16 protein-coding genes and 1 pseudogene are annotated in these 21,453 nt (G+C 72.1%); 7 read left to right on the top strand and 10 right to left on the bottom strand.

Going from position 1 to position 21,453, the window contains the following annotated elements:
• Window positions 1–51: 51 nt before the first annotated feature.
• Window positions 52–2,652 (top strand): ComEC/Rec2 family competence protein, encoded by a 2,601-nt coding sequence (locus ABZW30_RS04235; RefSeq protein ID WP_355669498.1) that lies wholly within the window; start codon window positions 52–54, stop codon window positions 2,650–2,652.
• 156 nt (window positions 2,653–2,808) lie between these two features.
• Here ABZW30_RS04235 and ABZW30_RS04230 read toward each other — a convergent pair whose 3' ends face one another.
• The gene (locus ABZW30_RS04230; protein WP_355669497.1) at window positions 2,809–4,446 is read right to left on the bottom strand and encodes an alkaline phosphatase family protein; all 1,638 of its coding nucleotides are present in this window, start codon (window positions 4,444–4,446) and stop codon (window positions 2,809–2,811) included.
• A 393-nt stretch (window positions 4,447–4,839) separates the two neighbouring features.
• Between ABZW30_RS04230 and ABZW30_RS04225 the strand changes: the two are divergent.
• Window positions 4,840–4,960: pseudogene (locus ABZW30_RS04225) on the top strand (glyoxalase/bleomycin resistance/dioxygenase family protein); the annotation flags it as partial.
• A 61-nt stretch (window positions 4,961–5,021) separates the two neighbouring features.
• Here ABZW30_RS04225 and ABZW30_RS04220 read toward each other — a convergent pair.
• Window positions 5,022–5,315, bottom strand: a complete 294-nt coding sequence (locus ABZW30_RS04220; protein ID WP_355669496.1) for a hypothetical protein — start codon at window positions 5,313–5,315, stop codon at window positions 5,022–5,024.
• Between the two features lie 74 nt (window positions 5,316–5,389).
• Between ABZW30_RS04220 and holA the strand changes: the two genes are divergently transcribed.
• Window positions 5,390–6,388 (top strand): DNA polymerase III subunit delta, encoded by a 999-nt coding sequence (gene holA / locus ABZW30_RS04215; RefSeq protein WP_355669495.1) that lies wholly within the window; start codon window positions 5,390–5,392, stop codon window positions 6,386–6,388.
• Window positions 6,389–6,423: 35 nt separating this feature from the next.
• Here the strand turns inward: holA and ABZW30_RS04210 are convergent, their stop codons facing one another.
• From ABZW30_RS04210 to ABZW30_RS04200, 3 genes are all read right to left on the bottom strand, one after another.
• Window positions 6,424–7,260: a hypothetical protein gene (locus ABZW30_RS04210; RefSeq protein ID WP_355669494.1), complete on the bottom strand. Its 837-nt coding sequence runs from the start codon at window positions 7,258–7,260 to the stop codon at window positions 6,424–6,426.
• 361 nt (window positions 7,261–7,621) lie between these two features.
• Window positions 7,622–7,891 carry a 30S ribosomal protein S20 gene (rpsT, locus tag ABZW30_RS04205; protein ID WP_329931122.1) on the bottom strand — a complete coding sequence of 90 codons (270 nt, stop codon included), beginning with the start codon at window positions 7,889–7,891 and terminating at the stop codon, window positions 7,622–7,624.
• A gap of 143 nt (window positions 7,892–8,034) precedes the next feature.
• Window positions 8,035–8,340 (bottom strand): antibiotic biosynthesis monooxygenase, encoded by a 306-nt coding sequence (locus ABZW30_RS04200; protein ID WP_355669493.1) that lies wholly within the window; start codon window positions 8,338–8,340, stop codon window positions 8,035–8,037.
• A gap of 188 nt (window positions 8,341–8,528) precedes the next feature.
• Between ABZW30_RS04200 and lepA the strand changes: the two genes are divergently transcribed.
• Window positions 8,529–10,397 carry a translation elongation factor 4 gene (lepA, locus tag ABZW30_RS04195; RefSeq protein WP_355669492.1) on the top strand — a complete coding sequence of 623 codons (1,869 nt, stop codon included), beginning with the start codon at window positions 8,529–8,531 and terminating at the stop codon, window positions 10,395–10,397.
• A gap of 96 nt (window positions 10,398–10,493) precedes the next feature.
• On the opposite strand, the gene ABZW30_RS04190 is transcribed toward lepA, so the two are convergent.
• The 4 genes from ABZW30_RS04190 to ABZW30_RS04175 all read right to left on the bottom strand — a co-directional run bounded on the left by ABZW30_RS04190 (window position 10,494) and on the right by ABZW30_RS04175 (window position 16,462).
• Complete coding sequence (locus ABZW30_RS04190; protein WP_355669491.1) at window positions 10,494–11,576, bottom strand: FAD-dependent oxidoreductase; 1,083 nt, start codon at window positions 11,574–11,576, stop codon at window positions 10,494–10,496.
• Between the two features lie 111 nt (window positions 11,577–11,687).
• Complete coding sequence (locus tag ABZW30_RS04185) at window positions 11,688–12,602, bottom strand: sigma-70 family RNA polymerase sigma factor (protein ID WP_355669490.1); 915 nt, start codon at window positions 12,600–12,602, stop codon at window positions 11,688–11,690.
• Window positions 12,603–12,701: 99 nt separating this feature from the next.
• Entirely contained in the window at window positions 12,702–14,600 is a 1,899-nt protein-coding gene (locus ABZW30_RS04180; protein ID WP_355669590.1) for an ABC transporter ATP-binding protein, read from the bottom strand.
• A 128-nt stretch (window positions 14,601–14,728) separates the two neighbouring features.
• Entirely contained in the window at window positions 14,729–16,462 is a 1,734-nt protein-coding gene (locus tag ABZW30_RS04175) for an ABC transporter ATP-binding protein (protein ID WP_355669489.1), read from the bottom strand.
• 345 nt (window positions 16,463–16,807) lie between these two features.
• Here ABZW30_RS04175 and ABZW30_RS04170 point away from each other — a divergent pair, with 345 nt between their 5' ends.
• The 3 genes from ABZW30_RS04170 to ABZW30_RS04160 are packed head-to-tail and all read left to right on the top strand — an operon-like array spanning window position 16,808 to window position 20,616.
• On the top strand, window positions 16,808–18,730 hold the full coding sequence (locus ABZW30_RS04170; protein WP_355669488.1) for an AMP-binding protein: 1,923 nt from the start codon (window positions 16,808–16,810) through the stop codon (window positions 18,728–18,730).
• Between the two features lie 58 nt (window positions 18,731–18,788).
• The gene (gene hemW / locus ABZW30_RS04165) at window positions 18,789–20,018 is read left to right on the top strand and encodes a radical SAM family heme chaperone HemW (protein WP_355669487.1); all 1,230 of its coding nucleotides are present in this window, start codon (window positions 18,789–18,791) and stop codon (window positions 20,016–20,018) included.
• Between the two features lie 40 nt (window positions 20,019–20,058).
• Window positions 20,059–20,616, top strand: a complete 558-nt coding sequence (locus ABZW30_RS04160; protein ID WP_355669486.1) for a Uma2 family endonuclease — start codon at window positions 20,059–20,061, stop codon at window positions 20,614–20,616.
• On the opposite strand, the gene ABZW30_RS04155 is transcribed toward ABZW30_RS04160, so the two are convergent.
• Entirely contained in the window at window positions 20,607–21,440 is an 834-nt protein-coding gene (locus ABZW30_RS04155) for a DUF3097 domain-containing protein (protein WP_355669485.1), read from the bottom strand. The genes ABZW30_RS04160 and ABZW30_RS04155 overlap by 10 nt on opposite strands.
• Window positions 21,441–21,453 lie beyond the last annotated feature (13 nt).

Here is a 21,453-nt window from a genome sequence, read left to right as displayed (position 1 = left end):
CTTCCCGTTCCTCTCGCTCTTCCTCGCCGACCCTTGAAGGGAGGTACCGCCGTGTCCGCCGTCACCGCACCGCTCCCGCGCCCCCGGTCCTCGGGTGCCGACTTCCGGCTGCTGCTCCCCGCGGTCTCGGCCTGGGTGGTCGCGGCGGCGCTGCTGACCCTGGAACCGGGCTCCGAGGTCCTGCTCCTCTCACTGGCGGGCGTCGCCGCCCTCGCGGCCGTCCTGTTGCTCGTCCGGCCGGGCCTCCTGCGTCGGCGCGGGGCCGCGGTGTCGCTGGCCGCAGTCCTGCTCACCGGAGCGGCGGCCGCGCTCGCGACCCCGCTGCACACCGCCGACCTGCACCGGGGGCCGCTGCCTGAGCTCGCCCGCGCGGCCGAGCACGCCCCGCCGCGATCCCCGGGCACGCCGGCACCCGTGGTGGAGGTGGAGCTGACCGTCGCGGGGGACCCGAAGGTCCACGCCTCCCGGGGCGGCACCACGGGCGGGCAGAGCCTCCTCACCGTGGAGACGGTGGCCGACCGCGTCACCGTCCTCCCGGACGGGCGGGCCACCCGCACCCACACCCCCGTGACCGTCATGGTCCGAGGACCGGAGAACAAGCCCTGGCTGGGGCTGCTCCCGTCCGAGCGGCTGGCCGTGGAGGCCGAGGTGCGGCCGGCGGGGGAGGGGTACGACACCGAGTCCGCGGCGCTGCTGGTCGTCCACGGCCCGCCCCGGCAGCTCGCCCCGCCGAGCCTGCCGCAGCGGATCGCCGGACGGTTGCGCGAAGGCCTGCGCACGGCATCCGCCGGGCTCCCCGCCGACGCGCGCGGGCTGCTCCCGGGGCTGGTGGTCGGCGACACCTCGCGGCTGCCCGACGACCTCGTGGACGCCTTCCGGGCCACCGACCTGGTGCACCTGGTGGCCGTCAGCGGGGCCAACCTGGCCATCGTCCTCGGCGTACTGCTCGGCGCACCCGGCCAAGCCGGTACGGCGGAACGGCGGGGACTGGCCCCCATGTTGGGGCTGTCGCTGCGCACCACCGCCCTGCTCGGCACGGCGCTGACGCTGGCCTTCGTCACCGTCTGCCGACCCGAGCCGAGCGTGCTGCGGGCGGCGGGAACAGGGCTGATCGGCATGCTGGCCCTGGCCACCGGCCGTCCCCGTCAGGCCGTACCCGCGCTCGCCGGAGCCGTGCTGGTCCTCGTCCTGCTGGACCCGTTCCTGGCCCGATCCTTCGGCTTCCTGCTCTCGGTGCTGGCCACCGCCGGGCTGCTCGTCCTCGGGCCGCACTGGGCCGAGGCCCTGCGGGCCCGGCGCTGGCCGCACCACCTGGCGGGCGCGCTGGCGGCGACGGCGGCGGCGCAGGCGCTGTGCGCGCCGGTGACGGTGGTGCTGTCCGGGCACATCAGCCTGGTCGCGATCCCCTGCAACCTGCTGGCCGAACTGGCGGTGGCCCCGGCGACGTTGCTCGGCTTCGGGGTGCTCGTCCTGCATCCCTTCTTCCCGTCCGTGGCCCGTCTGCTCGCCGAACCGGCCGGAGTGCCGGCCAGCTGGCTCGCCTTCGTGGCACGGCGCGGGGCTGAACTGCCGGGTGGCCAACTGGCCTGGCCGGGCGGCTGGTTCGGGACGGTGACGGTCGCCCTCGCCACCCTGGCCGCCTGCTGGGCGGCGCCCCTGCTGCTGCCCCGACGGACGGAGCCCGGCCGGCGGGCCCGCACCCGGCGCCGCTGGACCCGGGCGCTGGTGACAGGGGCCCTGCTGGTGGTGCTGCTGGCCGTCCTGCTGAGCCCCCCGCAGCTCGCCCGGATCGCCACCGGCTGGCCACCGCCCGGGTGGCGGCTCGTGATGTGCGATGTCGGGCAGGGAGACATGTTGGCCCTTCGGGCCGATGAGCCGGACAGCGCGGTGGTGATCGACACGGGGCCGGACCCGAACGCCGCCGACCGGTGCCTGCGCGACCTCGGCATCACGACGGTTCCGCTCCTGCTGTTGACGCACTTCCACGCCGACCATGTCGAGGGCGTGCCAGGGGTGCTGCGGGGCCGCGATGTCGGTGCGGTCGAGGGCACCGCATTGGACGATCCGCCGGGTGAGGCGGCCCGGGTGGTCGGCTGGGCGGCCGCGGCCGGTGTGCCGCTGCTGCGTGCGGGTCGTGGTGAACGGCGGTCGGCGGGTGCGGAGTTGGCCTGGGATGTGGTGTGGCCGGATCCACGGGCAGCCGTCGAGGCGCCCGGCGCGAACAACGCGAGTGTGGCGCTGCTGGTGTCCATGGCCGGTGGGCTGCGGATGGCGCTGCTCGGCGATCTCGAACCACCCGCCCAGTCCGCCCTGTTGGGCCGGCTGGGCCGGGTCGACGTCCTGAAGGTGGCGCACCACGGCTCTGCGCACCAGGACTGGGACTTGACCGCAGCCCTGCGGCCCCGGCTCGCCCTGATCTCCTGCGGTGAGGGCAACGCGTACGGTCACCCGTCCCCGCGCACGGTCGACCGGCTGCGCGCGCTCGGCGCCACCGTCCTGCGCACGGACCGTGCGGGGGACATCGCCGTGACCGGCGACTCCCCGGCCACCCTCGCCGTCTCCGTCCACCCCCAGCCCGACCACGGCACCCACGCCGCCCCCTCCGCCCGTCGGGGCCACTCGACCGCCGAGCCCCGAGCCCCACCCCTGTGACCCCCGCTCCCCTCCTCCCTCCACAACGTGGGGCAGGGCAGGGGTGGATGGTGGGGGGAGGGGTGGGGGCGGGGGCCCCGGGGAGCGCGCCGCGAACCAGTGTGACCCGCCCGGGCCCGAGGCGACGGGCAACGGACGATTGCGGGCCCGGAACGGTCAGCGGACCGGCAGCACCCGGGTGTGCTCCTCGCGGACGGCCTGCAGCGCGTTCGGCTTGAGGCCGAGCAGCTTCAGGATGGTCGGCGCGATCTGCTTGGTCTCCACCTTCTCGTCCTCGCGGACACCGTCCGGGGTGGCGGCGCCGGAGACGACCAGCGGCACGTCCAGGTCGTCGGCGTGGGCACCGCCGTGCTCGGCGATCTTGCTGCCGCCGGTGTAGACGACGCCGTACTGCGCGACGCCGAAGACGTCCGGCACGCGGGGGTCGCCCGGCGTGACGTGGAAGTAGTCGGCGGCCTCCTCGCCGGCGTAGACCTTCTCGACGCCGCTCCGGGTGAACGGACGGGCCTTGCCGTCGATGTCGACGCCGTTGCCGCTCTGCGCCAGCAGGTAGTTCTCGGCGAACTCGGTGGCGGCCGCGGAGCGGTCGTTCAGCCACAGCAGCACGCCGTCGTCGTCGACCGCGTGGGCGACCAGGTCGCCGGCGCCCGGGTGGGAGGCCTTCCAGGCGGTGTTGAGGCCGTCCAGCAGCGGGCCGTCGTCGATCCGGTTGAGCGCGGTCGGGTCGATCGGGGACTGGCCGTGCTTGGCCGAGAGGACGACGGTGGTGGAGCCGTCCAGGTGCTGCTTGCGCAGTTCCTCGGTCAGCGCGCCGATCTGCCGGTCGACGAATTCCAGGTTCTTCTCGACCAGCGGGCCGGGCACGCCCTTGGAGACGTAGCCGCCCTGGAGGCCGTCGGAGCCCTTGAGCTTCTGCGCGGTGGAGACCGACTGGAGGTTCAGGCCGAAGACCGCCGGGGTGCCGACCTTCTCCGAACGGCTGTGGTCGTAGCCGTCGATCTCGTTGAGGACGGCCTGCGCCTTGTAGGAGTCGTACTGTTCGGTGGCCTGGTTGTCCTTGGTCCAGTCGCCGCTGTACCCGGTCGCCGTGCTGTTGATCTCCGGGGTGAAGAGGTCCTGGATGCCCTGGCCCGAGGGGCCGTTGAGGATGTCGTAGGCGGCGTGCTTGTCCGACCACGCGGTGCGCAGACCGGCCTCGCGGGCCACCTCGAAGACGGTGTTCACCTGGAGGTAGGTGTGCGGGTAGACCGGCTTGCAGGTGTGCGGGTCGACCGGCAGCTTGGCCGGGTCGAGCAGGGTCTGCGGCCGGCCGGTCATCCGCAGGATGGAGCCGGGCAGGCCGGCGAGGCCCTGGCCGGCGTCGAGCGCGTCCTGGTTCTTGTCCAGGTCCTCGGTGAGGTCCACCTCGACACCGGGCTTGGCGCCCTTGCAGTCGGTGGTGCCGGCCGGGAGCAGCGCCGCGTTGTAGGTGTCGTCGTAGTAGACGCCGGTGGTGCCCGGGCCGCCGCCGGTCAGCTGGGCGACCATGCCGGGGAAGGAGTCCGAGGGGTTGGTGGTGCTCGCGTGGGTGTACTCGACACCGCCGCGGACCAGCCGGGCCAGCGCCGACTGCGGGTGCTCGGCCACGAACCGGGCCAGGTCCGACTGGTGCAGGCCGTCGACCGAGACCAGCAGCACGTGCTCGGCGTGGGCGCCGGGGCCCTCCTCGGCGGCGGCCGCCTGGGCGACGGTGGATCCGGCCAGCACACCGGCTGCGCCGAGGGTGGCGGCCAGCCGGACATAACGACGGGTCACGGAAGACTCCTGGAGGGGGAATTGGCTGCGGCGGTGCGCTCCTAGCGTCAGAGGCCTCGGTATATCGGCGGCGGCCAAGACATGAACAGTTCCGAACCCCTCTGCGGAGAAATCCGCGAATTCGCCGGATCTCGCCAACTGGACGCCCCGTCACGGGAATTGGTGAACATGCACCGTCAATGCGCTGGAATTCGCGGAAGGTCCTGGCCTTTCCTCCGCAGCGCGGCACCGGCACCGGCACCGGTACCGGCATCGGCGCTGAACACCGATCGGCAGGGCCGGCCTCGCGCAGCGCCTTGACTCGCGCAGCGCCTTGAGGCGGTGGGAGGTCGTCGGTCGGGAGACGTCGAAGGGCCCGGTCGGGTCGGGTCGTGGACGCGGGCCTCGCCGAGCCTCGAAGGCTCGACCGCGTTCTACTCGCGGCTCTTCGGCACCGAGCCCGCCGAGCGGCGGCCCGGCGACGCGGACTTCGTCGTCGCCGGGCCGCCGCTCAAGGCGGGTCCTGATCGAGGGCCGGGCCGACGCCGACACCCCCTGCGCGGGCGGGGGCGCGGCCCCGGCGGCCGCTGTGCCGGTCAGGCCTCCTCGCGCCAGCCCTCGTAGGAGGTGGCGACGGTGTCGAGGGCGTGCAGGAGGGCGGGGGTCCAGCCGTCGGCAGGGGGATCGAGGACGACCAGCCACTGGGCGTCCTCGGCGTCGTCCTCGCCGGCCAGGGCGTCGCGTACGATCTCCAACTCGCCGAGGTCCGGGTGGTCGGCGCTGAGCTCCTCGGCGGCCTCGTCGGCGGCGTCACGGTCGGGCAGGACGAGCAGCTGGCGGACGAAGGGGTCGTCGACGTCCGGCAGGTCGGTGGTGTGGTTCTCGGTCACCGGGCCATTCTCCAGGTCGGGCCGGGTGGCCGGTCGGGCGGGAGTGTCCGCGGCGCGTGGGATGCTGGTAGGCGATGGCCAGGAAGAGTGCACCCGACGACCTGCTCGCCCCGCTGACCCTCGCGGTCGGCCAGGAGGAGCTGCTGCTGGACCGCGCGGTCGCCCAGGTGGTGGCCGCGGCGAAGGCGGCGGACCCGGACACCGACGTACGGGACCTGCCGCCCGGTGGGCTGCAGCCCGGCAGCCTGGCCGAGCTGACCACGCCCTCGCTGTTCGCCGAGCGCAAGGTGATCGTCGTCCGGGCCGCCCAGGACCTCTCCGCCGACTCGGTGAAGGAGGTCAAGGCGTACATCGAGGCCCCGGCCGAAGAAGTGATCATGGTGTTGGTGCACGCCGGCGGCGCCAAGGGCAAGGGCCTGCTGGAGGCCGGGCGCAAGGCGGGCGGCCGCGAGGTGGCCTGCGCCAAGCTGACCAAGGCGAGCGAGCGGCTGGCCTTCGTCAAGGGCGAGTTCCGCACCCTGGGCCGCTCCGCGACTCCGGAGGCCTGCCAGGCGCTGCTGGACGCGCTCGGCAGCGACCTGCGCGAGCTGTCGGCCGCGTGCAGCCAGCTGACCTCGGACGTCGAGGGCGCGATCGACGAGACGGTGGTGGCCCGCTACTACAGCGGCCGGGCCGAGGCGACCGGCTTCGAGGTGGCCGACCTGGCCGTCACCGGCCGGGCCGCGGAGGCGCTGGAGCGGCTGCGCTGGGCGCTGGCCGTCGGCCAGCCGCCGACCGGCATCACCTACGCGCTGGCCTCCGGCGTGCGCAGCATCGGGCGGCTGGCGACCGCCGGCCGGAACATGCGGCCGGCCGATCTGGCCCGCGAGTTGGGCATGCCGCCGTGGAAGGTCGACCGGGTCCGCCAGCAGATGCGCGGCTGGACCGGCGACGGGGTGGCCGCCGCGCTGACCGCGATCGCCCAGGCCGACGCCGCCGTCAAGGGCGGCTCGGACGATCCGGCCTTCGCGCTGGAGCGCGCGGTGGTCGCCGTCGCCCGGGCCGCCCGGGCCGGCTCCCGCCCCGCCTACTGACGGTTCGGGGCAGGGCCGGGCCGGTCACCCGCGCGTCACTTGCGCATCGAGCGGACGGCCTCCCAGGTGTCGGCCTGCAGCGCCGTGCGGAGGTCCTCCTTGGACGGCACCTTGCTCTTGCCGTCGGTGTAACTGCCGTTCCAGGAGATGTAGTACGTCATCCCGCCGTCTCGGACGTCCACCTCGGCGCTGACGGTGTGCCAGGTCTTGTCCGAGGTTCCCGGGTCGTCCTTGTAGATGAAGTACGCCTCTTCGCCGAGGCCCGGGATGTCGCTGATCTGGTAGCCCCGCGCGCGGTAGACCTCCTTGGCGGCCGAGAACTCCGGTGCCGGGTTCACCGCCTTGTGCAGGTCGCCGCGCATGTAGGCCGAGGCGTACTCGCCGCTGGAGGTGGTGTCGCCGATGCGCTTGAGCGACATCGAGCAGGTCATGCTGTCCAGGGCCGGGTTCTGGTCGGTGTGGTGGGTCGGCGAGCTGGTGTCCGAGGTGTTGTAGGTCTTGAGGAGGTTCTCCGGCTTCGCGGTGACGCAGAAGTTGTCCGAGGTGTGGTACGAACCGAGGCTGCGCGGCGCGGACTTGCCGTCGCTGCTGCCGACCAGGCCCGGGATGACCAGTACGGCGGTGGTCCAGCCGGCCGAGGCGAGCACCGCGCCGACGAAGGCCCAGACGGCGTTGCGGCGCAGGTTGCCCCCGGAGCGGCCCCCGGCCGCCCCACCCGGGTGAACACCTGCGGGAACACCTGGCGGAACAGCCCCGGAGACAGCCGTGGGTGCGGCCCCGGGAACGGCCGCCCCCGGTGCGGCGGGCAGCCCGGGCGGCGGGCCGAAACCGGCCGGCCCCGGCGAACCCGGCACGGGCGTACCGGTGGGCACACCCCCCGGCGTCTGCTGCGGGAACCCGTACCCCGGCCTGTTCGGCCCCTGTCCGGGTGTCGGCGGCGGTGGCGTCGTCATGGAAGTCCCCCTTCGTGACTGGCGTCGCGGCGCTCCCCGCACCTCGAACGCAGCTCGGTCGCGCGTGACCGACCGACCATAGCGGCCGGGGCGCGGAACGCGACAGGCGCCGCAGTCGGCCTCTGGGAAGAGGCCGGCTGCGGCGCCTGTCGTACGGCTGGTGTGCACCGCACCCGCGTGGCGAACGCAGGCCGCGTGCGGTGCGAGTTCTCGCACGCCTCAGGGGTCCGGGTAGAGGGCCGGTCGTCCCGAGGCGGTGGGGGCCGGAGCCCCCGGGGCGTCAGGCCTGGGCGGCGGTGTTGACGCGCTTGGTGATGGCCGACTTCTTGTTGGCGGCCTGGTTGGCGTGGATGACGCCCTTGCTCACGGCCTTGTCCAGCGCCTTGGAGGCGGCGCGGGCCAGCACGACGGCCTTCTCGGTCTCGCCGGCGGCAGCGGCCTCACGGGCCTTGCGCAGAGCGGTCTTCAGCGAGGACTTGACGGCCTTGTTGCGCAGGCGCGCCTTCTCGTTGGTCTTGTTGCGCTTGATCTGGGACTTGATGTTCGCCACGAAGGAGCCTCAGTCTTGTCTGAAAGGTATTGAACGGGCCGCACCCGAAGGCCGTCGGTCCAGCTGAGAGGGCATGCCGAGGCCAGGTGCAGCAGCCCACGCTACCAGGGGCCCGCCGCGCGCCCCAAACCGGACCGGCCGGGTCAGGCGCTCAGCACCGGCTCCCCGTAGTGCTCGACCTCCGGGAACGGCCGGTAGAACCGGTGCAGCAGCTCCCGCCACCGCTGGTACTCGGCCGAGCCGCGGAACCCCTCGGTGTGGTCGGCGAGCGTCTCCCACCGCACCTGGAGCAGGAAGCGTGAGCCGCGCCCCTCGTCGAGGCAGCGGCGCAGTTCCAGGGAGCGGAATCCGCGCTGGACGGCGATCAACGGACGGGCCTCGGCGAAGGCGGCGAGGAACTCGTCCTCCCGGCCGGGCAGGACGTCGAGCAGTGCGCTTTCCAGGATCACGGCCGCCCATCCTGCCGTCGTATCGCAAGGGGCGGAAGGCTCCGAGGTGCCCGAACGGCGTCCGGTGCCGCGGTCGTGGGAAGATGGGAGGACTATTTCGATCGGACGAGACTGTCCGGTCCCCGGGATAGCCGGTCAGCGATGATCCGGACACCCCCGGCCCCGGACCAACGGAGAATCGGACCAAGGTGCCCGCGACCCCCAGCAATGTGCCAGAGCCCAGCCGTACCGACCCGGCGCTGATCCGCAACTTCTGCATCATCGCCCACATCGACCACGGCAAGTCGACGCTCGCAGACCGGATGCTGCAGATCACCGGCGTCGTCGACCCGCGGCAGATGCGTGCCCAGTACCTCGACCGCATGGACATCGAGCGAGAGCGCGGCATCACCATCAAGTCGCAGGCGGTCCGCCTCCCGTGGGCCCCGAAGACCGGGCCGGACGCCGGGACGACGCACATCCTCAACATGATCGACACCCCGGGTCACGTGGACTTCACGTACGAGGTGTCCCGCTCCCTGGCGGCCTGCGAGGGCACGATCCTGGTGGTCGACGCGGCCCAGGGCATCGAGGCGCAGACCCTCGCCAACCTGTACCTGGCACTGGAGAACGACCTCACGATCGTCCCGGTGCTGAACAAGATCGACCTGCCGGCCGCCCAGCCGGAGAAGTACGCCGCCGAGATCGCCCACATCATCGGCTGCGACCCTTCCGACGTGCTCCAGGTCAGCGCCAAGACCGGCCTCGGCGTCGAGGACCTGCTGGACCACATCGTCAACACCATCCCGGCCCCGGTCGGCGTCGCGGACGCCCCGGCCCGCGCGATGATCTTCGACTCGGTGTACGACTCCTACCGCGGCGTGGTCACCTATGTCCGTGTCGTGGACGGCCAGCTCACCAAGCGCGAGCGCATCCAGATGATGTCCACCGGCGCCACCCACGAGCTGCTGGAGATCGGTGTCATCTCGCCCGAGCCGAAGGTCGCCGACGGCCTCGGCGTCGGCGAGGTGGGCTACATCATCACCGGGGTGAAGGACGTCCGGCAGTCCAAGGTCGGTGACACGATCACCTCGCAGCACAAGGGTGCCACCGAGCCGCTCGGCGGCTACAAGGACCCGCGCCCGATGGTGTTCTCCGGCCTGTACCCGCTGGACGGTTCGGACTACCCGCTGCTGCGCGACGCGCTGGACAAGCTGCGCCTCAACGACGCCGCCCTGGTGTACGAGCCGGAGACCTCGGTCGCGCTGGGCTTCGGCTACCGCTGCGGCTTCCTCGGCCTGCTGCACCTGGAGATCATCCGGGAGCGCCTGGAGCGCGAGTTCAAGCTCGACCTGATCTCCACCGCCCCGAACGTGGTCTACCGGGTGGTGATGGAGGACGGCAGCGAGCACACCGTCACCAACCCGAGCGAGTTCCCGTCCGGCAAGATCGCCGACGTCTTCGAGCCGGTCGTGCGCGGCACCATCCTGGCGCCGAACGAGTTCGTCGGCGCGATCATGGAGCTGTGCCAGTCCCGCCGCGGCAGCCTGCAGGGCATGGACTACCTGTCCGAGGACCGGGTCGAGCTGCGCTACACCCTGCCGCTCGCGGAGATCGTCTTCGACTTCTTCGACCAGCTGAAGTCCAAGACCCGCGGCTACGCCTCGCTCGACTACGAGCCCATCGGCGAGCAGAGCGCCAACCTGGTGAAGGTCGACATCCTGCTGCACGGCGACGCGGTGGACGCGTTCTCCGCGATCGTGCACAAGGACAAGGCCTACGGCTACGGCGTGATGATGGCGGGCAAGCTGCAGAAGCTCATCCCCCGCCAGCAGTTCGAGGTGCCGATCCAGGCCGCCATCGGCTCCCGGGTGATCGCCCGTGAGACGGTCCGCGCGATCCGCAAGGACGTCCTCGCCAAGTGCTACGGCGGTGACATCTCCCGTAAGCGGAAGCTGCTGGAGAAGCAGAAGGAAGGCAAGAAGCGGATGAAGATGGTCGGCAGCGTGGAGGTCCCGCAGGAGGCCTTCATCGCCGCGCTGTCCACCGACGCCGAGACGCCGAAGGACAAGAAGTAGCGGCGAGCGGTACCAGGAGGGCCCGGGCAGCCGCCCGGGCCCTTCCGCGTTCCCCGTTTCCCGGGGGCGCGCCGTTCCCGCAGGACGTCCCGCCGGCTACTTGAGCGCACCGAGGACGACGGTGACGATCCCGGCCTTGGCCAGCCGCCCCGCGGTGCCGGTGAAGACGGTGGGCTTCATCGAGTCGTCCGGGTGGACCAGCTGCAGCAGCCCGTCCCGTCGGCCGAGGCTCAGGCACTGCACGACGTACCGGAACGAGAACGGCTTCGAGGTGCGCCCGTCGAGCAGCTTGCCGACGTACTGGCCCTGCGGCAGGGCGGTGGCGCAGCCCATCCGCAGGGTGCCGACGCCGGGGACGGTGACCGCGGCGGCGTCGCCGACCACGTGGACGTCCGGGTGCGAGACCGACCGCAGGTGGTCGTCGACCAGGGCCCGGCCGCGCTCGTCCACGGCCAGTCCGGCCTCGGCGGCCAGCGGGTGCGGCTCCATCGAGGCGGCCCACACGGTGAGGTCGGCCTCGATCGGGCCGGCGGTGGTGCGAGGCCCGTCCGGGGTGACCTCGGTGACGGTGGCGTTCTCGTGGACGGCGACGCCGAGCCGGTCGAGGACGCGCCGGACGTGGGCGCGGCCCTTGGGCGAGTAGATGCCGCCGACCTGCCCGGCCGCGACGATCCGCACCCGCCAGCCGGGGTGGGCCTCGGCGAGTTCGGTGGCCAGTTCGATGCCGGTGGCGCCGCCGCCGACGACGGCCAGGGTGCCGGGGCGGTCGGCCTCGCGGATCAGGCGCCGCACCTCGGCGGCGCGCTCCACGGGGTGGGCGTGCTCGACGGCGCCGGGGACACCGTGCCAGGCGGTGCGGCTGCCGAGAGCGTAGACCAGGGTGTCGTAGCCGAGGGTGGTGCCGTCGTCCAGGACGACCTCGTGCCCGGCCGGGTCGAGTTCGACGGCCCGGGCCCGGTGGTGCTGGATCCGGCGGCCGCGGGCCAGTTCGCCGATGGCGGGCCAGTCGCGGCCGCGGCCGGCCGCGGTCTCGTGCTGGCGGATGCGGTGCAGGAGCCGCTCCTCGGGGGCGACCAGGGTGACGGTGCGGTGCCGTCCGGCGCCCTTGGCCGCGGTGAGTCCGGCGTACCCGGCGCCCAGTACGACGATCCGCTTGCCGGTGCTGGTGGTGCTGCTCATCTCGTCCGCCTCCTCGCGAGGTCGCTCCGGTGGAGCGCTGTTCGGGAGGGGGACGACGCGGCCGGTCAGGATGTGACGGTGACCTGTGTCACATGCCCGTGGAGGCCCGTGTCACGGTGCCGTGACCGGGCTGATCCGGGCGAGCTTCTCGGGGTTGACCACGATGTACGCCTCGGTGATCCGCCCGTCGGCCAGGGCGAAGGCCACCACGCCGGTGACGGCGCCGGTGGCCTTCTCGTACCAGACCAGGCCCGGCTCGCCGTTGACCATCGCGTAGCCGAGTCCGAACTCGGGGGTGAACCACTTGCTTACCAGGCCGGCCACCAGCCGGGCCACCTTGTCGGCGCCGTGGACCGGGCGGGCGGCGGCGCGGACGATGCCGCCGCCGTCGGCGTGCCAGACCACGTCCGGGTCGAGGATCTCCATCAGGCCCAGGATGTCGCCCTTGGTGCTGGCGGCGGCGAAGGCCTCCACGGCCCGGCGGTGCTCGGCCGGGTCGGCGCCCGTGTGCGGGCCGCCGTCCTTGACCCGGCGGCGGGCCCGGGAGGCGAGCTGGCGGGTGGCGTCGGGGGTGCGGTCCAGGGAGGCGGCGATGTCCTCGAAGCCGACCGCGAAGACGTCGTGCAGGACGAAGGCGGCCCGCTCGGCCGGGGTGAGCTGCTCCAGTACGGCGAGCAGGGCGAGCGAGACGGACTCGCCGCGTTCGGCCTGCTCGGCGGGGGAGTCGGGGACGCTCGTGTAGGAGACGGACGGCTCCGGCAGCCACTCGCCGTAGTAGGCCTCGCGGCGGGCCCGGGCGGAGCCGAGCTGGTCGTAGCAGAGCCGGGTGACCACGGTGGTGAGGAAGGCGCGCGGGTCGGTGACGGCGGCCCGGTCGGTGGCCTGCCAGCGCAGCCAGGCGTCCTGGAGGACGTCCTCGGCGTCGGTGAAGGAGCCGAGCAGCCGGTAGGCGACCGAGCCCAGGTAACGGCGGTTCGTCTCGAACGCGTCCGGGGCCTGTTCGGGGGCGGTGGGCTGGGCGGTCACGGGGCCACGGTAGCGAAGGGGGCCGCCCGCTGAGAAGATCCGCGGCGCGCGAAGGGCCGGGCGGGTGAGTCCCGTCCCGGCCCTTCGTGCGAGGAGGCGTCAGTCGACCTCGGCCACGGCCTCCGCGAACTGCGCCTGGTACAGCCGGGCGTACGCGCCGCCGGCGGCGATCAGCTCGTCGTGGGTGCCCTGCTCCGCGATCGAGCCGTTCTCCATCACCAGGATCACGTCGGCGTCGCGGATGGTGGAGAGCCGGTGGGCGATCACGAAGCTGGTGCGGCCGGTGCGCAGCCGGGCCATGGCCCGCTGGATCAGCACCTCGGTACGGGTGTCGACCGAGCTGGTGGCCTCGTCCAGGACCAGGATGGACGGCTGGGCGAGGAACGCCCGGGCGATGGTGATCAGCTGCTTCTCGCCGGTGCTGACGCTGGCGCCCTCGTCGTCGACGACGGTGTCGTAGCCGTCCGGCAGGGTGCGGACGAAGCGGTCGACGTGGGCGGCCTTGGCGGCCTCGACGACCTGCTCGCGGGTGGCCCCCTGGGCGCCGTAGGCGATGTTGTCGGCGATGGTGCCGCCGAACAGCCAGGTGTCCTGGAGCACCATGCCGATGCCCGAGCGCAGCTCCTCGCGGGACATCGCGGCGATGTCCACCCCGTCCAGGGTGATCCGGCCGCCGCTGACCTCGTAGAACCGCATCAGCAGGTTGACCATGGTGGTCTTGCCGGCGCCGGTGGGGCCGACGATGGCCACGGTCTGGCCGGGCTCGACCTTGAGCGAGAGGTCCTCGATGAGCGGCTTCTCCGGGTCGTAGCGGAAGGACACGTCCTGGAAGGCGACCCGGCCGCGGATCGCGTCCGGCTTCTCCGGCATGGCCGGCTCGGGGCTCTGCTCGGTGGCGTCCAGCAGCTCGAAGACGCGCTCGGCGGAGGCGACGCCGGACTGCACCAGGTTGGCCATGCTGGCGACCTGGGTGAGCGGCTGGCTGAACTGCCGGGAGTACTGGATGAAGGCCTGTACGTCGCCGATGGACAGCGCGCCGCTGGCCACCCGCAGTCCGCCGACCACGGCGACCAGCACGTACTGCAGGTTGCCGATCAGCATCATCGCGGGCTGGATGATCCCGGAGATGAACTGGGCCCGGAAGCTGGACTGGTAGAGCGCCTCGTTGTGCTCGCGGAAGGTCTCGGCGGACTCGCGCTGCCGGCCGAACACCTTGACCAGGGTGTGGCCGGTGTACATCTCCTCGATGTGGGCGTTGAGTTGGCCGGTGGACTTCCACTGCTGGACGAACTGCGGCTGAGCCCGCTTGCCGACCTTGGCGGCGACGACCACCGACAGCGGCACCGAGACCAGCGCGATCAGGGCGAGCAGCGGGGAGATCCAGAACATCATCGCCAGCACACCGGCCACGGTGAGCAGCGAGTTGACGACCTGTCCCATGGTCTGCTGCATGGACTGGCCGATGTTGTCGATGTCGTTGGTGACCCGGCTGAGCACCTCGCCGCGCGGCTGCTTGTCGAAGTAACTCAGCGGCAGCCGGGCCAGTTTGGCCTCGACGTCCTGGCGCAGCCGGTAGCTGGCCGACTGGATCGCCTTGGTGGCCAGGCGGCCCTGGAAGATGCCGAAGACGGCGGAGGCGACGTAGATGCCGAGCACCCAGAGCAGGACGGAGCCGATGGCGCCGAAGTCCATGCCGTGGCCGGGGGTGAAGTCGACCGCGGAGAGCAGGTCGGCGATACCGCCCTCGCCGTGGGCGCGCAGGCCGTCGATGACCTCGGCCTTGGAGGTGCCGGGCTGGAAGCGGGCGCCGACGACGCCGGCGAAGATCAGGTCGGTGGCGTCACCGAGGATCTTGGGACCGGTGACGGCGCAGCCGACGCCGAGCACGCCGAGCACCAGGACACCGATCAGCACGTTGCGCTCGGGGCGCAGCAGGCCGAGCACGCGCTTGCCGGAGCCCTTGAAGTCCATGGACTTCTCGGCGCCCTGGCCGCCCATGAAGCGGCCCGGTCCGGCGGGGCCGCGGCGGGCGGCGGCGGCCTGGGAATCGCTGGGGAGTCCGTCCTGTCGGCCCGAGGGCTTTCCGGCGGGTTTTCCGGCAGTGCCGGCGGGCTTTCCGGGGCTGGTCATGCCGCCTCCTGCTCGGTGAGCTGGGAGAGCACGATCTCCCGGTACGTCGGGTTGTCGGCCATCAGTTCACGGTGGGTGCCGGTGCCGACGACGGCGCCCTCGTCGAGGACGATGATCCGGTCGGCGTCGCGGATGGTGGACACGCGCTGGGCGACGATCAGTACGGTGGCGTCGGCGGTCTCGTGGGCGAGGGCCTTGCGCAGCTTGGCGTCGGTGGCGTAGTCGAGCGCGGAGAAGGAGTCGTCGAAGAGGTAGACGTCGGGCTTGCGCACCAGCGCCCGGGCGATGGCCAGGCGCTGGCGCTGGCCGCCGGAGAGGTTGCTGCCGCCCTGGGCGATCGGGGCGTCCAGGCCCTCGGGCAGCTTCTCGACGAAGTCCTTGGCCTGGGCGATCTCCAGGGCGTGCCAGAGGTCCTCGTCGGTGGCGTCGGGACGGCCGTAGCGGAGGTTGCTGGCGACGGTGCCGGTGAACAGGTACGGCTTCTGCGGGACGATGCCGACGCTCTCGGCGATCGCGTCGGCGGAGAGTTCGCGCACGTCCACGCCGTCCAGCAGGACCTGCCCGCCGGTGGCGTCGAAGAGCCGGGGGACCAGGCCGAGCAGGGTGGACTTGCCGCTGCCGGTGGAGCCGATGATGGCGGTGGTCTCGCCGGGGCCGGCGGTGAGGTCGATGCCGCGCAGCACCGAGGCCTCGGCGCCGGGGTAGCGGAAGTCGACGTCGCGCAGCTCCAGGTTGCCGCGGCGCAGCACCTCGGTGATCGGCGCGGCCGGCGGGACGACGCTGGAGCTGGTGCCGAGGACCTCGTCGATGCGCTCGGCGCAGACCTCGGCGCGCGGCACCATCATGAACATGAAGGTGGCCATCATGACGCTCATCAGGATCTGCATCAGGTAGGAGAGGAAGGCGGTGAGCGCGCCGATCTCCATGTCGCCGCTGTCGATGCGGTGGGCGCCGAACCAGAGCACCGCGACGCTGGAGACGTTCACGACCAGCATCACGGCCGGGAACATCATGGACATCAGCCGGCCGACCTGCCGGGCGACCTGGGTGAGGTCCTCGTTGGCGTCGGCGAAGCGGTTCTGCTCGTGGTCGTCCTTGACGAAGGCGCGGATCACCCGGATGCCGGTGATCTGCTCGCGCAGCACCCGGTTCACAGTGTCGATCTTCTTCTGCATGCTGCGGAACTTGGGCCGCAGCGCCCGCACCAGCAGGGTGAGGACGACGCCGAGCGCGGGGATGACGGCGAGCAGCAGGCCGGACAGCGGGACGTCCTGGTTGAGCGCCATGATGATGCCGCCGACGCACATGATCGGCGCGGCCACCATCAGGGTGAAGCTCATCAGGGCCAGCATCTGGACCTGCTGGACGTCGTTGGTGGTGCGGGTGATCAGGGAAGGTGCGCCGAACTGGCCGACCTCGCGGGAGGAGAAGGTCTGCACCCGGTCGAAGACGGAGGCCCGGAGGTCCCGGCCGAAGGCCATCGCCGTGCGGGCGCCGTAGTAGACGGCGCCGATCGAGCAGAGCGCCTGGACCAGGGTGATGCCGATCATCACCGCGCCCAGGCGCAGGATGTAGCCGGTGTCGCCCTTGACCACGCCTTTGTCGATGATGTCGGCGTTGAGCGTCGGCAGGTAGAGCGCCGCGAGGGTGGACACCAGCTGGAGCACCACCAGCAAGGTGATCGGTCGGGAGTATGGGCGCAGGTACGCCCGGAGCAGTCTGATCAGCACTGGCACACTCTTGTCGTCGCCGGTCGGGTTCGCACCCCAATTCTCGTTGTTCTGTGGCGTCGTACAGACGATTCGAGGGCTGTCCGGCTGAGGTTTGCCGGGCCTTTGCCAAAGGGTCCCGCGATGCGGGTGCGGACGGGCCGTCCGTGCGCCCCCCTTCCCGGGCACCGGCGCCGCGAAGCCGTGCCAGCTGGCCTCGCCCTCTTACGGAATGACCGGTTTCCCCCTAGGCTGCTGACTACGCCCTTGTTACCGGCCGGTACCGCTCAGGTGAACCGGGGCCCGGCGGCCGCCCCCACGGACGCCGCAATCCCCCAGACGGCCACCCGCCCCCGGAGGTCCTCGTTGAGTTCCGCGCAGTCCCTGATCGACTCCGGCAGTGCCGACCTGGTCGCCGGGCGTCCGGCCTCCGTCGCCCACCTGTTCCTTGAGCGCGTCGCCGCCACCCCGAACGCCGAGGCGTACCGCTACCCGGCCCCGGTGGACGAGCACGCCGCGGACGGCGCCCCGGGCGCCGAGCAGTGGCGCTCGCTCACCTGGGCGCAGACCGCCGTCCGGGTGAAGGCGGTGGCGGCCGGCCTGATGGCGCTCGGCATCCAGGCCGAGGACCGGGTCGCGCTGGCCTCCTCCACCCGGCTGGAATGGATCATCGCCGACCTCGGGGCCATGTGCGCGGGCGCCGCCATCACCACGGTCTACCCCAGCACCAACGCCGACGAGACCGCCTTCATCCTCTCCAACTCCGGCTCCAAGGCGCTGTTCGCCGAGAACGCCGCCCAGCTGGCCAAGGCCGTCGGCCAGATCGAGCAGCTGCCCGAGCTGCGCACCGTCATCCTCTTCGACGAGCCCGCCGAGACCCCCGAGACGGCCGGGTTGGAGCTGCTCACCCTCGCCGAGCTGGAGCGGCGCGGCGCGGAGTACCTGGAGCAGCACCCGGACGCGATCGAGAAGGCCGTGGCCGCGCTCGACAAGGAGCAGCTGGCCACCCTCATCTACACCTCCGGCACCACCGGCCGCCCCAAGGGCGTGCGCCTGGTGCACGACTGCTGGGCGTACGAGGGCCGGGCGCAGGAGGCCAGCGGCCTGCTGGGCCCCGACGACGTCCAGTTCATGTGGCTGCCGCTGTCGCACGTCTTCGGCAAGACGCTGATCTCCGGCCAGATCGCCACCGGCCACGTGATGGCGGTGGACGGCCGGGTCGACCGGATCATCCACAACCTGCCGGCCATCCGGCCGACCGTCATGGCCTCCGCTCCGCGCATCTTCGAGAAGGTCTACAACGGCATCGCCGGCCGGGCCCGGGCCGAGGGCGGCGCCAAGTACAAGATCTTCATGTGGGCCGCCAAGGTCGCCCGCGAGCACGCCCGGGCCGTCCAGGAGAGCCGGATCGCCACCGGCGTCGAGACCGCCCCGCTGGGCCTGCGGCTCCAGCACTCGCTGGCCGACAAGCTGGTGTACGCCAAGATCCGGGCGGCCTTCGGCGGCCGGCTGCGCGGCGCCGTCTCCGGGAGTGCGGCGCTCGCCCCCGAGATCGGCTACTTCTTCCTCGGCGCCGGGGTGCCGATCCTGGAGGGCTACGGCCTCTCCGAGACCAGCGCCGGCTCCTGCGTCAACCGCAAGGAGGACGTGCGGATCGGCACGGTGGGCCGCGCGCTGCCCGGCACCGAGGTGCGGATCGCCGAGGACGGCGAGATCCTGCTGCGAGGCCCCGGCGTCATGCGCGGCTACCACAACCTGCCGGACAAGACCGCCGAGGTGCTGGAGCCGGACGGCTGGTTCCACACCGAGGACATCGGCGAGCTGAGCGCCGACGGCTTCCTGCGGATCACCGACCGCAAGAAGGACCTGTTCAAGACCTCCGGCGGCAAGTACGTGGCGCCCAGTGAGGTCGAGGGCAAGTTCAAGGCGGTCTGCCCGTTCGTCAGCAACATCCTGGTGATCGGCAACGGCCGCAACTTCTGCACCGCGCTGATCGGCCTGGACGAGTCGGTGCTGATGCCGTGGGCCGCCGAGCACGGCCTGGCCGGCAGGAGCTACGCCGAGCTGGCCGAGGAGCCGGCCGTGCGCGAGCTGATCGAGGGCTTCGTGAAGCGGGTCAACGCCGACCTGCAGCGCTGGCAGACGATCAAGAAGTTCCACCTGCTGCCGCGCGACCTCGACGTCGAGCACGGCGAACTGACCCCGAGCCTGAAGATCAAGCGCCCGGTGGTCGAGCGGACCTACGCGGACGCGGTGACCGCGATGTACGCGGGCGCCAACGAGGCCTGATCCGCCCCGCTCCCGTACGGCCCGCGTGTTCGGTCGGGCCGTACGGGACAATGGGGTCATGCCCTCCGCACTTCCCGACGGCGAACCGGTGCCGTCCGACGGTTCCCTGCCCGCGCACGCCCTCACCGGGCTGGGGCGGCGGCCGTTCGGTTTCTACCTGCACGTGCCGTACTGCGCCAGCCGCTGCGGCTACTGCGACTTCAACACCTACACCGCCACCGAGCTGCGCTCCTCCGGTGCGGTCGCCTCGCAGGAGACCTACGCGGACAACGTGGTCTCCGAGATCAGGCTGGCCCGGAAGGTGCTGGGGGAAGTGGACCTCCCGGTGCGGACCGTCTTCCTGGGCGGCGGCACCCCCACGCTGCTGCCCGCCCGCGACCTGGTGAAGATGCTCGCCGCGCTGCGCGAGGAGTTCGGGCTCGCCCCGGACGCCGAGGTCACCACCGAGGCCAACCCGGAGTCCGTCGACCCGGCGTACCTGGCCGAGCTGCGCGAGGGCGGCTACAACCGGATCTCCTTCGGCATGCAGAGCGCCCGCCCGCACGTCCTGCGGCTGCTCGACCGCCACCACACCCCGGGCCGCCCCGAGGCCTGCGTGGCCGAGGCCCGCGCGGCCGGCTTCGAGCACGTCAACCTCGACCTGATCTACGGCACCCCCGGCGAGTCCGACGACGACTGGCGGGCCTCCCTGGAGGCGGCGATCGGGGCCGGACCGGACCACGTCTCCGCGTACTCCCTGATCGTCGAGGAGGGCACCCGGCTGGCCGCCCGGGTCAAGCGCGGCGAACTGCCGATGATCGACGACGACGTGCACGCCGACCGCTACCTCATCGCCGAGCAGGCGCTCAGCGCGGCCGGCTACTCCTGGTACGAGGTCTCCAACTGGGCCACCGCCCCCGAGGGCCGCTGCCGCCACAACGAGCTCTACTGGACCGGCGCCGACTGGTGGGGCGCCGGCCCCGGCGCCCACAGCCACATCGGCGGTGTCCGCTGGTGGAACGCCAAGCACCCCGCCGCCTACGCCCAGTCCCTCGCCGAGGGCCGCACCCCGGCGCTGGGCCGCGAACTCCTCACCGATGAGGACCGCCGGGTGGAGCGCATCCTGCTGGAGCTGCGCCTGGTCGACGGCGTCCCCCTGGACCTGCTGACCGACACCGGCCGCAAGGCCGCCGACCGGGCCCTCGCGGACGGCCTCCTCGCCGCGCGGCCCTACGAGCAGGGCCGCGCCGCCCTCACCCTCCAGGGGCGGCTGCTGGCGGACGCGGTCGTACGTGACCTGGTGGACTGAGTGTCGTTAACGTGGTGTCAGCCGTCGGAGGGAGCGTGCGATGACCGCCATCGATGATCGGATGACCGGGATCTTCGAGAACCTGGAGGTGCCGGAAGGCGTCAAGGCCGAGCTCATCAGGGGGGAAATCGTGATGATGGCCGGGCCGGACATGGTCCACAACCTCATCGTCTCCGCGATTCAGCACCAGACCCCGTACGCCCGGTGGCGGGCGCTTCAGACCCAGGATCTGATCATCTCCGGCGAGGCCAGCGAACCCCAACCGGATCTGGTCGTCTTCGAGCGCGGCATCGTCCAGGAGATGGGCCGTTTGCTGTCCGCCTCCGCGGTGACCGTCGTGGTCGAGGTGGTTTCCAAGACCAGCGTGCACCGGGACTACCGGACCAAGCGTGAGATGTACGCCCAGGGTGGGATTCCGGCGTACCTCATCGTCGATCCACTCAAGGGCGTGTGCGTGCTCCTCACGGATCTGACCACCGACACGCCGTCGGGTACCCCGATGTACTGGTCCGAGCGGACCACCAAATTCGGTGACCCGATTCAGGTCGACCTGCTCGACATCACCCTGGACACCTCGGAGTTCCAGACCTACTCCTGACCCGGCAGGGCCGCGAAGTCGATCAGTTCCTCCACCTTGCCCAGCAGCTCGGGCTCCAGGTCCTTGTAGCTGTTCACCTTCGACAGGATGTGCCTCCAGGCCGCCGGGGTGTCCACCGGCCAGCCGAGGCGGCGGCAGGTGCCCTCCTTCCAGTCCTCGCCGCGGGGGACGGCGGGCCAGGCGGGGATGCCGACGGAGGCGGGCTTCACGGCCTGCCAGATGTCGATGTAGGGGTGGCCGACGACCAGCACCGAGTCGCCGGTGACCTGGGCGGCGATGCGGTGTTCCTTGGTGCCGGGGAGCAGGTGGTCGACCAGGACGCCGAGGCGGCGGCCGGGGCCGGGGGCGAAGTCGGCGACGATGGCGGGGAGGTCGTCGATGCCGCGCAGGTACTCGACGACGACGCCCTCGATGCGCAGGTCGTCGCCCCAGACCCGTTCGACCAGTTCGGCGTCGTGCCGGCCCTCGACGTAGATGCGGGACTCGCGGGCGACCCGGGCGCGGGCGCCGGGGACGGCGATCGAGCCGGAGGCGGTGCGACCGGGAGCACGGGAGGGGGCCGGGCCGGTGGGGCGGACCAGGGTGACGGCCTTGCCCTCCAGCAGGAAGCCGCGCGGGACCAGGGGGAAGACCCGGTGCTTGCCGAAGCGGTCCTCCAGGGTGACGGTGAACCCCTCGGCGGTCTTCTCGCAGCGCACCACCGCCCCGCAGAAGCCGGTGGTCGCCTCCTCGACCACCAGGTCCCGTTCGGCGGGCACCTCCGGGGCGGGGGTCTGCTTCTTCCACGGCGGGGTCAGGTCCGGTCCGTACTGGCGGCTGCGCATACGGGTGATCATA

This window comes from Kitasatospora sp. NPDC004669 (assembly GCF_040609455.1).
Taxonomy (GTDB): domain Bacteria; phylum Actinomycetota; class Actinomycetes; order Streptomycetales; family Streptomycetaceae; genus Kitasatospora.
Note: the sequence above shows the minus strand (reverse complement) of the source record. Positions and strands in the feature narration are given on the sequence as shown.

Bases quoted from the DNA above. Each gene is read 5' to 3' on its own strand.
- ABZW30_RS04155 (WP_355669485.1), bottom strand. From the start codon at position 21,440: ATGCGCAGCCGCCAGTACGGACCGGACCTGACCCCGCCGTGGAAGAAG.
- holA (WP_355669495.1), top strand. From the start codon at position 5,390: ATGGCCAGGAAGAGTGCACCCGACGACCTGCTCGCCCCGCTGACCCTC.
- ABZW30_RS04190 (WP_355669491.1), bottom strand. From the start codon at position 11,576: ATGAGCAGCACCACCAGCACCGGCAAGCGGATCGTCGTACTGGGCGCC.
- ABZW30_RS04160 (WP_355669486.1), top strand. From the start codon at position 20,059: ATGACCGCCATCGATGATCGGATGACCGGGATCTTCGAGAACCTGGAG.
- hemW (WP_355669487.1), top strand. From the start codon at position 18,789: ATGCCCTCCGCACTTCCCGACGGCGAACCGGTGCCGTCCGACGGTTCC.
- ABZW30_RS04180 (WP_355669590.1), bottom strand. From the start codon at position 14,600: ATGGGCGGCCAGGGCGCCGAGAAGTCCATGGACTTCAAGGGCTCCGGC.